Below are 12,730 nucleotides of genomic sequence, written 5' to 3'. Positions count from 1 at the left end.
TCAAGGATACTGTCGCGAGGCATCACTCGCGGCGATTGCGTTTGCATCACATTTTAGAATCGTCGGCGTTACCGGCAGGGCGGGAATTCACCCAAATGTTCAACATTTTGAAACATGTCTCAACGCGTAGCGCGATGTTGGCGGTAGCGCTCTTCGCAACTGCAACAGGCGCATTTGCGCAGGCGCCGACCGACGCCCAGAAGAGCGCCATCCGGTCCGCGTGCCGCTCGGACTTCATGGCGCACTGCGCGAGCGTCACGCCCGGCGGTGTGGAGGCGTATCAATGCCTCCAGAAGAACATGTCCGGCCTGTCATCGGGATGCCAGACTGCGGTGCGCGCGGTCGAGCCCGCTGCGGCGCCCAAGACCGAAGCGGCGCCCAAGGCGGAAACTGCGCCTTCCGCGACGAAGGCTGAATCCGCCCCCGCTGAAAAGCCTGCCGCCGCAGCCGCGCCGAAGGCTGCTGCGGCCAAGCAGCCGAGCAGCGCTCAGGTTGCGGCGGTCAAGAGCGCATGCCGCGCCGATTACCCCAAGGTGTGCGCCAGCGTGCCGCCGGGCGGCGCGCCCGCGCTCGAATGCCTGGAGAAGAACAAGGCAAAGGTTTCGCCGGCCTGCGAGAAGGCCGTGACCGCTGCGGCCGGTGGCGGCGCAGCGGCAACGGCGGCGCCTGCCGGCGCAGCTCCTGCGGCGGCAGCAGCACCGGCAGCCGCGCCAGCCGTGATCGTGCTGCGCCCGCTGCGGCCGCGCGAAGAGCTGTTGATCGTTCGCTCCGCCTGCGGCGCCGACATCCGCACGCTGTGCGCCGGCGTCGCGCCCGGCGGCGGTCGCATCGTACAGTGCATCGCCAGCAACGCCGCGTCGCTGTCGCCCGGATGCAAGGATGTGCTGGCGCCGTTCGCGGCGCGCTAGAGAAGCGTGCCATCAACATCTGACGGCGTGCACCGTTCTCGCACGCCTGCAACGACATTCGCGACCATTGCCGATATCCGATTTCAATGACGACAACACCGGGAGGAAGACATGCGTTCATTCCTACTCACCGCCTCGGCGCTCCTCGCCTTCGCTGCGACCATGACCTTTGAAGCCACCGATGCCAATGCAGTGGTGTGCGCTCGCGGCGTCTATCGCGCTGGCTGCGCCGGGCCGAATGCGGCCGTCGTGGTCCGCAAGCCGGTTCCGGTGGTCCGCTGCACCAGGGTGCTGGTCAACGGGGTCTACGTAAAGCGCTGCGTCTGACGGTGCGGATGGCCAAGCCGGCGCGGTTTGGCTATGCTTCGCAACGTACTGCTTCGGACGCGCGCCAAGCGCGTGTCCGGGCATAGGCTTCGCATTTTGCCGATAATTCCGCTGGCGCAGGACGTCGGAGGACATTAGTGTTCCCCTAGATAGTAAGCATACTGTCAATCAGGGAGGCAGACGTTGCGGATCGCCGTGATTGGCGGGGGGCCCGGTGGGCTCTACTTCGCCTATCTCTGGAAGAAGCGTCACCCCGAGGATCAGGTCGACCTGTTCGAACAGAACCCGGCCGACGCGACCTGGGGCTTTGGCGTCGTGTTCTCCGACCAGGCGCTGGAATTTTTGCGTGCCGACGACCCCGAGACGGTCGACGCGATCGCGCCGCACATGGAGAGCTGGGAGAACATCACGCTCAATTTGCATGGCGACAGCGTCGCCATCGACGGTGTCGGCTTCTCCTCGATCGGTCGGCTCGAACTCCTGCAGTTCCTCCAGCAGCGCGCGATCGATGCCGGCGTCACGCCGCGCTTCGACACACCAATTCATGCGATCGACCAGCTCAACGGCCACGATCTGATCGTCGCCGCCGACGGGCTGAACTCGCTGGTTCGGCGTGCCTTCGAAGGTGATTTCGGCACCTCGCTGTCCTACTCCTCCAACAAGTTCGTCTGGTACGGCACCTCGAAGCGCTTCGACACGCTGTCGCAGACTTTCGTCAAGACCGACCGCGGCGCCTTCAACGCCCACCACTACCGCTACTCGCCGACCATGAGCACCTTCCTGGTCGAATGCGACCACGCGACCTGGCAGGCCTACGGCTTCGCCTACAGGGACGTCGAGCAGTCCAAGGGCGTCTGCGAGGAGGTGTTTGCAGACACCCTGGGCGGCCGCTCGCTGGTCTCCAACAAATCGGTGTGGCGCAATTTCCCCTGGGTCTGGAACGAACACTGGTCGTTCAAGAACATGGTGCTGCTCGGCGACGCGCTGCACTCGGCGCATTTCTCGATCGGCTCGGGCACGCGGCTCGCGATCGAGGACGCCATTGCGCTGGTCAAGGCGCTGGAATCGGACGCGCATCTGTCCACCGCCCTGCATCGCTACCAGGCCGCGCGAAAGCCGGTGGTGCAGAAGCTCGTCAACGCCGCGCGGACGAGCTCGTTCTGGTATGAGCACTTTGCCCAGCACATGCAGCAGGGCCTGATGGACTTTGCCTACAGCTACATCACCCGTTCGGGCCGCATCGACGACTCCCGCCTGCGCGCGATGTCGCCGGGCTTCATGGCGCGCTACGAAGCCGCCAGGAACGGTGGGGATGAGGCATGAGTAACGAGATTCGCGACCAGGTGCCCGCGGACGGCGCGGGCGCCCGCGAGATCGGCTTCGCCATTCCGCAAGTCTACAATGCCAGCCGCGTGCTGTTCGACAATCTCGCGAGAGGATGCGGCGACAAGGTCGCACTCATCGGTCCCGCGGGTACGCGCACTTATGCCGAGCTCTGCACGGAGGCTTGCCGCTGGGGCAACGGCTTTGCCTCGCTGGGCCTCAAGCGCGGCGATCGCGTGCTGCTGTTCCTCGATGACACTCCGGCCTATCCCGCCGCATTCTTCGGAGCAGTGCGCGCCGGCTTCGTTCCGCTGCTGATCAACACGCTGACGCCGCCGGATCTGCTGCAATTCTATCTCGCCGATTCCGGCGCGGCTGTCGCGGTGGCGGATGCCGAGTTCGGTGCACGTTTCAACGCCGAGGCCTGCAAGGACACGGCCCTGCACACCCTGGTCGTCGTCAATGGCGCGGTAGGCGATCACGCCGCGCCGAACGCCGTTTCTGCCGCCGGCTGGCTCGCGCAATTTCCGGCCGAACTCGCGGAAGCCGACACGCATCGCAACGAGATGGCGTTGTGGATGTACTCATCCGGATCCACCGGCCGGCCCAAGGGCATCGTGCATCTCCAGCACGACATGGCCTATAGCGATGCCGCCTTTGCGCAGAACGTCTTGAAGCTGATGCCGGATGACATCTGCTTCTCGGTGCCAAAAATCTTCTTCGCCTATGGCTTTGGCAACGCGATCACCTTCCCGTTCACGGCAGGCGCGACGACGCTGCTGCTGCCGGGCCAGCCGAAGCCTGCGGCGATCTTTTCGGCGATCGAGCAGTACAGGCCGACGGTCTTCTTCGGCCTGCCGACGCTCTATACCTCGCTGACCAAGGCCGACGGTGCCGACAAGTCCGACTTCTCGTCGCTGCGCATGGCGCTCTCAGCCGCCGAGGTGCTCTCGGCCGAAGTCTTCAACGGCTGGAAGACGCTCACCGGTCTCGATATCCTCGAAGGCCTCGGCTCGACCGAGGTGCTGCACATCTATCTCTCCAACCGCCCCGAGCGGAAGAAACTCGGCGCCGCGGGCCTGCGCGTGCCCGGCTACGAGGTCGCGCTGCGCGACAAGGACGGCCGCGACGTCGCCGACGACGAGGAAGGCATTTTGTGGGTGCGCGGCGATTCCAACACGCCGCTGTACTGGAACCGGCCGGACAAATCAGCCGAGACGATTCGGCAGGGCGGCTGGATCTACACCGGCGACCGCTTCGTCCGCGATGCCGATGGCTTCCACTTCTTCCGCGGCCGCGCCGATGATCTCATCAAGATCTCCGGCCAGTGGGTCTATCCGCTCGAGGTCGAGCTGTGCCTCGCCGATCACCCCGACATCCGCGAATGCGCTGTGTTCGCGGCCGAGCTGCCGGACCGGCGCATGACGCTGAAGGCGGTCGTGGTGATGAACAGCCGCGCCGCCGATCAGCGCGAGACGACACGGCGGCTCCAGGATTATGTGAAGGGTAAGCTGCTGCCTTACAAATATCCGCGCGAGGTGATCTTCATCGACGAGCTGCCGAAGACGGGCACGGGGAAGATCGATCGGCAGGCGTTGTTGCGGATGTGAGGGGACGGCGCAGCCGCTCCCTCATTGTCATCCCGGCGAAGGCAGTGAGTGATGCACGAGTATCGCCCAACCACTCTCCTCACCCCGCCTTCCCCAGATGCTCCAGCGCATCCTCCGCCCGTAGCGGCACCCGCGACGCCTCGTTGTTGAGATCGACGAGCTGCACCAGGAGCCCCATCAGCGCCTTGCGGTCGGCCGGCTTGAGCGGCTCGAGCATGCGCGCCTGCGCACGCTCCACGGCGGGGAAGATCTCGCGCAGGATCGCCGCGCCTGATTTGGTCAAATAGAGCAGCTTGATCCGCTTGTCTTCCAGCGCCGGCCTGCGCTCGACAAAATCCTTGGCCTGAAGCCGCTCGATCACGCTGCCGAGCGTCGAGCGGTCGAAGGCGATCACCGCAGACAGCCGCGTCGCGTCGATACCGGGGTGGGTGTGGATCGCGATCAGCGCCGCATATTGCACCGGCGTGAGGTCGAACGCCTTGCACTCCTCCATAAAGATCGAGACCGCGATCTGCTGCATGCGCCGGAACAGATAGCCCGGCGCGGCATAGACTGCGTCTATCGTGATCGGAGGCGGCTTACTCGGCATCGGGCTGCTTCTCAGGCGCGGCGTTCGCGAACGCCGGCAGCGCCTTTGCGGCGGCTTCCGCCTCGAGCAAACGCGGATAGGCTGTGACATCGACACCGAAGCGGCGGGCGTTGGCAAGCTGCGGCACGAGGCAGAGATCGGCGAGCGTCGGCACATCGCCGAAGCAGAACGGCCCCGGCTCGGCCCTGATCAGCGTTTCGCAGGCCGAGAGCCCCTCGCGGTTGATCCACGCCGCCCAGTCCTGAACCTTCTCCTCCGGCAGCCCAAGCTCGCGCAGCCGCGCCAGCACCTTCAAATTCTGCACCGGATGAGTGTCGCAGGCGATGGCCAGCGCGAATGCCCTTACCTTGGCGCGCTGCAAAATATCCTTCGGCAGCAGCGGCGGATGAGGATGGGTTTCGTCGAGCCATTCGATGATGGCGACCGATTGGGTCAGCACTGCACCCGCATCATTCTCCAACGCGGGCACCAGGCCCTGCGGATTGATCGCGAGATAGGCCGGCGCACATTGCTCGCCTTTGCGAAGGTGATGCGGCAGGTGCTCGGCACCGAGACCCTTGAGGTTCAGCGCGATCCGCACCCGGTAGGCGGCGCTGGAGCGAAAATATCCGTGCAGCTTCATCGAGACCTCCCTCTCGTTCCTTTTCGTCAAGTTGACGCTACCTAGACCGTAAGTATACTGTCAATCAACAAAACGAACGGGAGCCGCACCATGGAAGCCGTGACCAAGACGCCGGAACGCGAGGCGTTCTACAAAAAGATCGACGGCGAGAATCTCACCGCGTTGTGGACGGTGATGAGCGATTTGATCACGCCGGAGCCGAAGAGCCCCTGCCGGCCGCATCTGTGGAAGTTCGACATCATCCGCGACTACATGACCGAAGCCGGCAAGCTGATCACCGCAAAAGAGGCCGAGCGGCGTGTGCTGGTGCTGGAGAACCCCGGCCTGCGCGGGCAATCGAAAATCACGACGTCGCTCTATGCCGGCGTGCAGATGGTGGTGCCCGGCGACGTCGCGCCCGCGCACCGGCACAGCCAGTCGGCGCTGCGCTTCGTGCTCGAAGGCAAGGGCGCCCACACTGCGGTCGACGGCGAGCGCACTGCGATGGAGCCCGGCGACTTCATCATCACGCCGTCGATGACCTGGCACGATCATTCCAACGAGACGGACGAGCCGATGTTCTGGCTCGACGGCCTCGATATTCCCCTGGTGCAGTTCTTCGATTGCTCTTTCGCGGAAGGCTCCAAGGAGGATCAGCAGAAGATCACGCGGCCCGCCGGCGACAGCTTTGCGCGCTACGGCCACAATCTGCTGCCGGTCGACGTGAAACGGAGCTCGAAGACCTCGCCGATCTTCAGTTACCCCTACGCCTACACGCGGGAGGCACTGGAAAAGGCTCGCACGAGCCAGGAGTGGGACGCATGTCACGGGCTGAAGCTGAAGTTCAGCAACCCCGAAACCGGCGATTTCGCGATGCCGACCATCGGCACGTTCATCCAGCTGCTGCCGAAGGGTTTCAAGTCCGCGCGCTATCGCTCGACCGACGCGACGGTGTTCTGTCCGATCGAAGGCCATGGCCGCACGCGCATCGGCGATGCGATCTTCGAATGGGGCCCGCGCGATTTGTTCGTGGTGCCGAGCTGGCAGTGGGTCACGCACGAAGCTGACATGGATGCGGTGCTGTTCAGCTTCTCGGATCGACCCGTGCAGCAGAAGCTGGACTTGTTTCGCGAGGATCGCGGGAACGCGTGAGGTCCTCGTAGGGCTGCGGCCATTGCAGCTACCGCCAGTGCAGCAGCCGCGTCTCCAGCCAGTTGATCACCCTGCCCACCATCAACCCAAACACCGACAGGATCACCACACCCGCCAAGAGCTGATCCGTCTGCATCAGATTGCCGGCCTGCAACACGAACGCGCCGATGCCGTACTGTGCGCCGATCATCTCGGCGCTGACGACGAGCAGCAGCGCCACCGACGACGTGATGCGGAAGCCGGCGAGGATCGCGGGCAGTGCACCGGGCCACACCACCTTGCGCACGATGGTCGCGAACGGCACGTTGAAGCTCTGCGCCATGCGGATGAGGTTGCGCGGCACTGCATCGACGCCGCTATAGACCGAGATTGCAGTCGAGAAGAACACGCCGAGCGCAATGGTCGCGATCTTCGGCTCTTCGCCGATGCCGAGCCAGAGAATCAACAGCGGCAACAGCGCGATCTTCGGGATCGGAAACAGCGCCGAGATGAAAGTAATGCCGACGCTGCGCGCCAGCCGCGACAGACCGATGGCAAAGCCGACGGCGACACCGGCCGCCGTGCCGAGCAGCCAGCCGACACCGATGCGCAGCAGCGAGGCGGACAGATGCTGCCACAGCGCGCCCGAGATCGCGAGCTGGTAGATCGCCCGCGCGATCGCCGACGGCGCCGGCAGGAACAGCGGATTGACGAGACCGGTGCTGCCGGCAGCCTGCCAGATCGCAATGACCAGCGCGAGCGCGATCCAGCCGCCGAAACGGCTGCTCGCCGGCACGAAGCCGGCGCCGCGAAAGCGGACGCGTCGGACCAGTTCATCCTTCGCAGATGTTCCCGCCGGAGCGCGATCAAGCATGCTGGACCTCGCGCTCGGCATCGATCGCCTCGTTGCGGATCAGCGACCAGATCTGGTTCTGAAGCGCGAGCAGCTTTTCACGGGCTGCAATTTCGCCGCGTTCGGCGCGCGTCATCGGCACGCTCACGACCTCGCGAATGCGGCCGGGACGCCGCGACAGCACCACGATGCGGTCGGCAAGCCGCGCCGCCTCTTCGAGATTATGGGTGACATAGACCGCGCCCATGCCGCCATCGGCGAGCAGCCGGACGAAATCCTCCATCAGCAGTTCACGGGTCTGCGAATCCAGCGCCGACAACGGCTCGTCCATCAGGAGAATGGCAGGCCTGACCGCAAGCGCACGCGAGATGCCGACGCGCTGGCGCATGCCGCCTGAAAGCTGTTTTGGATAGGCCTTGCGAAAATCGGTCAGGCCGGTGCGGCGCAAGGCATCGTCGACCAGCGCGCGGCGCTGTGCGGCCGAGACCTGGGTGTGCAGCAGCGGAAATTCGACGTTCTCCTCCACATTGGCCCAGGGGAGCAGCGCGAAATCCTGGAATACGAAGGTGAGCGGATTGAGACTGTCCGCCGGCGGCGCGCCGCGCAGCTCGGGCGCGCCGGAGGTCGGCAGCAACAGCCCACCGAGGATCGACAGTAGCGTGCTCTTGCCGCAGCCCGAGGGCCCCACGATCGCCACCACCTCTCCGGCGCTGACGGTGAACGAGACGTCGTCGAGCACGGCGAGATCGGCGAAGCGATGGGTGATGTGGTTGGCGATCAGGTCCATGGGAAACTCCCCGTCCTCGTTCCTTCACCACCCTGAGGTGCCGGAGCGAAGCGGAGGCCTCGAAGGGCGACGGCCCGGCTGCATCCGGGCCGTGCATCCTTCGAGGCTCGCTTCGCGAGCACCTCAGGATGACGGGTTTGGAACAGCGCGCGCATCAATCAATCCGCCTTCACAAAGTCCTTGGCGATGATCGAATTCGCATCAAAGCCCTTGTCGGCAAAGCCCCGCTCCTGGAGCCATTTGATCTGGTTGTCGACGTTCTTGACGTCGAGCTTGCCGTCGGGATCGATAAAGGCGCAATTGCCGACCACCTGCTCCACCGGCAAATTGGTGTACTTTGCGATGATCTCCAGCAGCGGCTTTGTCTGCTCGTTGATCGGCGCGACGCCGTCCTTCATCGCGGCAAGAATGACGTCGTGATATTCGCGATCGGCCTTTGCCAAAGCGCCGAGCAGCTTCGTCACCAGCACCTTGTTGGTCAGCGTCTTCGGCGAAGCGAACACCGCGCCCAATTGCCAGGGTGTCTCGTCGCCGACCCAGCCGAGAAACTTCGCGCCGCCTTCGTCCATCAGCTTTCGCGCGGTGGAGATCGGCAGCAGTGCTGCATCCACAGTCTCGCCCTTCAGCGCGGCCGCGGCATTCGAGAGCGATTGCAGCGGCACGATCTTCACCTCCGCGAGCTTGAAACCATATTTGTCAGCGAGCAGGCCGAGCGAATAGTGAAAGCTCGAGCCGACCTGCGTCATCGCCACGCGCTTGCCCGCGAGATCCTTCGGCGTCTTCAGCCCGGCGGCATAGGCGTTGTTGCTGGCGAAATAGCCGATGAGGGGATAGCCGGCCTTCTCGCGGCTCATGCCGCCGATCACCTTCACCACGCCCTTGCCGGCGAGATTGTAGAGACCAGCCGTGAAGGCGGTGACGCCGAAATCGATGTCGCCGGAGGTGGTGGCCACCGCGATCGGCTGCGCCGCATCGAAGAATTTCAGCTCGACGTCGAGGCCGGCTTCGCGGAAATAGCCCTTGTCCTGCGCGATGAAGACGGGCGCGGAGGACGACAGGCGGAGCACGCCGATTCTGGCCTTAAGCGCGTCCTCGGCCCGGACCGTGCCCATCGCTGTGATCGCCACCAGGCTAGCTAGCGCGAGCCGCACAATCCCGATCATCCCGTTTCCTCCAGTGGTTCTTTTGGTGGTTCTCTTGGTCGTTTTTGCAGCCCGTCAGAGCCCTTCGGGCACGGGCTGGTCCCGGCCGATGAAGGCGCCCTGTTGTTTCAACGTTTCCTGCAGCTTTTCAACCGGGATGTCACGCGGGATCCGGTTTCCGGACAGCGCCAGCGCCGCGGCGGAACCGGCTGCCTCCCCCATCACGAAACAGGCACCGGAGACGCGGGCCGCGGACTGGCCCTCATGGGTCATCGAGGCGCAGCGGCCGGCGACCAGCAGATTGTCGACACCTTCGGGCACCAGCATGCGGTAAGGTAACTCGTTATAGCCGCGCGATTCCGGGATTGGCGGGAAGGTGAAGACGACGTCGCCGGGAACATGGGCCTCGATCGGCCAGCCGTTGACGCCGATGGAATCCTCGAACGAGGCGCAGCCGAGCACGTCCTCGCCGCTGAGCTGGTAGCCGCCGGTGATGCGGCGGGTCTCGCGGATGCCGAGCTGCGGCGGCAAATCGACGATATAGGATTTTTCAAAGCCCGGCACGGTGCGCAGGAATTCGAAGGCGGCGAGCGCCTGCTTGCGGCCTTCGATCTCGCCGCGGGTAAGGTCATCAGGCTCGATGCCGTTGATGGCGTGGCCGTCCTCCCGCGCCACTTGCGTAAAGTTCACCCGCCATTCGATGCCGGATTTTTGCGGCCGCACGATCGCGCTTTTGCGCGGGAATGTGTGCGTGCCGGCGGCGGTGGCCTTCTCCATCAATTGCGGGATGGTCCGCCATGCCTCGCCCGCCTTCTCTGGATCGATGCCGTTGAGACGGAGCATCATCGAGGGGTACATCGGATGGCCGTGCTCGTCGCCGAATTCGAACGGCGCGCCGGCCCAGACCGCGAGATCGCCGTCCCCCGAGCAATCAATGAAAATCTCTGATCGCACCGCCTGCCGGCCCGCCTTGGTCTCGACCATCAGCGCGTCGATGCGGCTGTTATCGCCCATCACCACGCCGGCGCCAAGCGCGTGGAAGAGGATGTGCACCTTGTGGCTGGCGAGCAGTTGGTCGGCCGCGATCTTGTAGGCGGCGGTGTCATAGGCCTGGGCGAAGACCTTGCCGAGAATGAGATGCGGCGCGTTGAGGCCGTTCAAATGATCGATCCGCGCCAGCAGCTCGGACGCCATGCCCTGCACCAGCCTGTGGGCCTGGCCGTAGACATTGCCGTGCAAACCACAAAAGTTGGTGACGCCTGCGGCGGTGCCCATGCCGCCAAGGAAGCCGTAGCGCTCGATCAAGAGCGTCTTCCGCCCCACGCGCGCCGCTGATGCCGCCGCGACGATGCCGGCCGGACCGCCGCCGAGCACGACCACTTCATATTCGCCGTAGAGCGGCACCTGGCGTGCCGGTTCTTCGATCGTCATGACCTGCATGGCGCATCCTGCTCCCAAAATCTCTTGCTTGGGCCGGACTATGAATTAACGCGGGCCGGGCTACAATCTACCAAAATAAGCGATCACCCTTCTCGAATCGCGAAAGGCCGGAGATGGACATCCTGGTAAACCTTCAGGCGTTCCTCGCCACCGCGGACGCGGCCGGATTTTCCGCCGCGGCAAGAAAGCTCAATGTCGCGACTTCGGTGGTCGCGAAGCGGGTCACCCAATTGGAGACGCGGATCGGCACGCCGCTGTTTCATCGCTCGACGCGTCAATTGCGCCTGACCGCGGCCGGCCAAGAATATGTCCACCGGGCGCGCAGCGTGGTCGCCGATGTCGGCGATCTCCTGTCGCGCATGGGCGAGAAGGGCCATGATCTTATCGATCATTTGCGTATCAAGGCACCGACATCGCTGACCATCGCCCGGCTTGCCGATGTGTTCAGCGCGTTCCAGACCCAAAACCCGAAGCTGAAACTCGAAATCGTCCTGATCGACCGTCCCGTCGATCCGGTGACGGAAGGCTTCGATATCGCCATCGGCGCCTTCCCGCACTCCTTCGGCGGCGTAGTGGACGAGCCCTTGTGTGCACTGAAGCGGCTGCTCTGTGCTTCACCTGCCTATCTGAAGAAACACGGAACGCCAAAGCATCCGCGCGATCTCGTCGAGCATCGCTGCCTCAGCTTTCTGCCGACGGGGCCGGAGTGGATTTTTGACGGCCCGCGCGGCCGCATCAGCATCCAGGTCAGCCCGCTGCTCTCCTCCAACGAGGGCCATGTGCTGGCGCGCAGCGCGATCGCGGGCAACGGCATCGCGTTGATGTCGCATTATCTCGTCGCGGACGCGTTACGCGACGGCACGCTCAAACCGGTGCTGCGCGACTTTCCGATCCCGGAATTGTGGGTGAAGGCCGCAATCCCCGAGCGGCGGCGCAATGCGGCCGCGGTGCAGGCGCTGCTCACACTGCTAAAAACGTCCCTCGCGACGTCGTTATGAGAAGTTGCGCCAAGTGCGCGAGGCCGTAGCGCGTATGAGCGATATGCGGGTCCCTTTTGGCATTCCCGGATGTCGCTTCGCTCATCAGGCCTACATCCCACATCCACAGCATCTGCCGTGGCTGCTGAGCTCACCTCGTTCCGCCGCCCCAATTCCCCGCCCGCTTCTCCGCGAACGAGGCCAGTCCCTCCGCGGCTTCCGCGCTCTGTCGCTTCAGCGAATGCAGGTGCACGAGCCGCGTGTAGGCCGCGTCGTCCACCGCCATGCCGCCGAACGAGCTCTCGAGCGCCAGCCGCTTGGTCTCGGCCATCGCTTCAGGTCCATTGGCAAGCAACTGCTCGACCACCCTTGCGCCGGCGGCGTCGAGATCGGCGAGCGGCACCACCTCGTGGACGAGGCCGATGCGGCGGGCGTCCTCGGCGCCGAAGCGTTCGCCTGTCAATGCGTAGCGGCGGACTTGCCGTACACCAATGGCATCGCAGAGCTGTGGGATGATGATGGCCGCGGTCAGGCCCCAGCGCACCTCGGTGATCGAGAACAAGGCGTTGTCCGCCGCGATCACGACGTCGCAAGCTGCGATCACGCCAGTACCGCCGCCAAAGCAGCCGCCCTGCACCAGCGCGACCGTCGGGATCGGCAGCGTGTTGAGCCGCTGCACAGCCTCGAAAGTCGCACGCGACGCCGCCTTGTTCGCATCAGTCGATTGCGGCCGCACGCCGTTGATCCATTTGAGATCGGCGCCGGCCTGGAAATGCTTGCCATTGCCCCGGAGCACCACGACGCGAAGGTTGGGCTTGCTGCCGAGATCGTCCATGGCCGCAAGCACACCTGCGATCAATGCGCCGTCATAGGCATTGTTCACCTCGGGCCGGTTCAACGTGACGGTCGCAACCCCACGCGTATCCAGGGTCCACAGGACGGGGCTGTCAGTCATTGGCGATCCCTCCGGTCGTTTGTTTGCCCTGCACTATGACCGACGCCGCTCGTTCCGATCCATATCTTTCCGGCGTAGGGCAGCCGC

13 protein-coding genes are annotated in these 12,730 nt (G+C 64.5%); 6 read left to right on the top strand and 7 right to left on the bottom strand.

The genetic code is table 11. The annotated features are described in order from the left end of the window. Positions 1–95: 95 nt before the first annotated feature. The 4 genes from IVA74_RS23620 (at position 96) to IVA74_RS23605 (ending at position 4,168) form a co-directional block, all read left to right on the top strand. The gene (locus tag IVA74_RS23620; RefSeq protein WP_247348614.1) at positions 96–908 is read left to right on the top strand and encodes a cysteine rich repeat-containing protein; all 813 of its coding nucleotides are present in this window, start codon (positions 96–98) and stop codon (positions 906–908) included. Between the two features lie 111 nt (positions 909–1,019). Then, the gene (locus tag IVA74_RS23615) at positions 1,020–1,235 is read left to right on the top strand and encodes a hypothetical protein (protein WP_247348611.1); all 216 of its coding nucleotides are present in this window, start codon (positions 1,020–1,022) and stop codon (positions 1,233–1,235) included. A 183-nt stretch (positions 1,236–1,418) separates the two neighbouring features. Beyond that, positions 1,419–2,558 carry an FAD-dependent monooxygenase gene (locus tag IVA74_RS23610; protein WP_247348608.1) on the top strand — a complete coding sequence of 380 codons (1,140 nt, stop codon included), beginning with the start codon at positions 1,419–1,421 and terminating at the stop codon, positions 2,556–2,558. Continuing rightward, positions 2,555–4,168: a benzoate-CoA ligase family protein gene (locus IVA74_RS23605; protein WP_247348605.1), complete on the top strand. Its 1,614-nt coding sequence runs from the start codon at positions 2,555–2,557 to the stop codon at positions 4,166–4,168. Before IVA74_RS23610 ends, IVA74_RS23605 begins: the two co-directional genes overlap by 4 nt. 79 nt (positions 4,169–4,247) lie before the next feature. On the opposite strand, the gene IVA74_RS23600 is transcribed toward IVA74_RS23605, so the two are convergent. Both IVA74_RS23600 and maiA read right to left on the bottom strand, forming a co-directional pair. After that, entirely contained in the window at positions 4,248–4,757 is a 510-nt protein-coding gene (locus tag IVA74_RS23600; protein WP_247348603.1) for a MarR family transcriptional regulator, read from the bottom strand. Continuing rightward, positions 4,747–5,379 (bottom strand): maleylacetoacetate isomerase, encoded by a 633-nt coding sequence (gene maiA / locus IVA74_RS23595; protein ID WP_247348601.1) that lies wholly within the window; start codon positions 5,377–5,379, stop codon positions 4,747–4,749. Before maiA ends, IVA74_RS23600 begins: the two co-directional genes overlap by 11 nt. 90 nt (positions 5,380–5,469) lie before the next feature. On the opposite strand from maiA, the gene gtdA reads away from it, so the two are divergent. Next, positions 5,470–6,510 carry a gentisate 1,2-dioxygenase gene (gene gtdA, locus IVA74_RS23590; protein WP_247348600.1) on the top strand — a complete coding sequence of 347 codons (1,041 nt, stop codon included), beginning with the start codon at positions 5,470–5,472 and terminating at the stop codon, positions 6,508–6,510. Positions 6,511–6,538: 28 nt separating this feature from the next. Here the strand turns inward: gtdA and IVA74_RS23585 are convergent, their stop codons facing one another. From IVA74_RS23585 to IVA74_RS23570, 4 genes are all read right to left on the bottom strand, one after another. Further along, positions 6,539–7,363 (bottom strand): ABC transporter permease, encoded by an 825-nt coding sequence (locus IVA74_RS23585; protein ID WP_247348599.1) that lies wholly within the window; start codon positions 7,361–7,363, stop codon positions 6,539–6,541. After that, positions 7,356–8,129 carry an ABC transporter ATP-binding protein gene (locus IVA74_RS23580; RefSeq protein ID WP_247348598.1) on the bottom strand — a complete coding sequence of 258 codons (774 nt, stop codon included), beginning with the start codon at positions 8,127–8,129 and terminating at the stop codon, positions 7,356–7,358. Before IVA74_RS23580 ends, IVA74_RS23585 begins: the two co-directional genes overlap by 8 nt. A 158-nt stretch (positions 8,130–8,287) precedes the next feature. Beyond that, the gene (locus IVA74_RS23575; RefSeq protein ID WP_247348597.1) at positions 8,288–9,292 is read right to left on the bottom strand and encodes an ABC transporter substrate-binding protein; all 1,005 of its coding nucleotides are present in this window, start codon (positions 9,290–9,292) and stop codon (positions 8,288–8,290) included. A 54-nt stretch (positions 9,293–9,346) separates the two neighbouring features. Continuing rightward, entirely contained in the window at positions 9,347–10,711 is a 1,365-nt protein-coding gene (locus tag IVA74_RS23570; RefSeq protein ID WP_247348596.1) for an FAD-dependent oxidoreductase, read from the bottom strand. A gap of 113 nt (positions 10,712–10,824) precedes the next feature. Between IVA74_RS23570 and IVA74_RS23565 the strand changes: the two genes are divergently transcribed. Beyond that, positions 10,825–11,709, top strand: a complete 885-nt coding sequence (locus IVA74_RS23565) for a LysR family transcriptional regulator (protein ID WP_247348595.1) — start codon at positions 10,825–10,827, stop codon at positions 11,707–11,709. A gap of 130 nt (positions 11,710–11,839) precedes the next feature. On the opposite strand, the gene IVA74_RS23560 is transcribed toward IVA74_RS23565, so the two are convergent. Next, positions 11,840–12,643, bottom strand: a complete 804-nt coding sequence (locus IVA74_RS23560) for an enoyl-CoA hydratase-related protein (protein WP_247348594.1) — start codon at positions 12,641–12,643, stop codon at positions 11,840–11,842. Positions 12,644–12,730 lie beyond the last annotated feature (87 nt).

Origin of the sequence: Bradyrhizobium sp. 132 (genome assembly GCF_023074185.1) — a bacterium.
GTDB lineage: Bacteria > Pseudomonadota > Alphaproteobacteria > Rhizobiales > Xanthobacteraceae > Bradyrhizobium.
The sequence above is the reverse complement of the archived record's forward strand: the minus strand, read 5'-3'. Positions and strand labels throughout refer to the sequence as shown.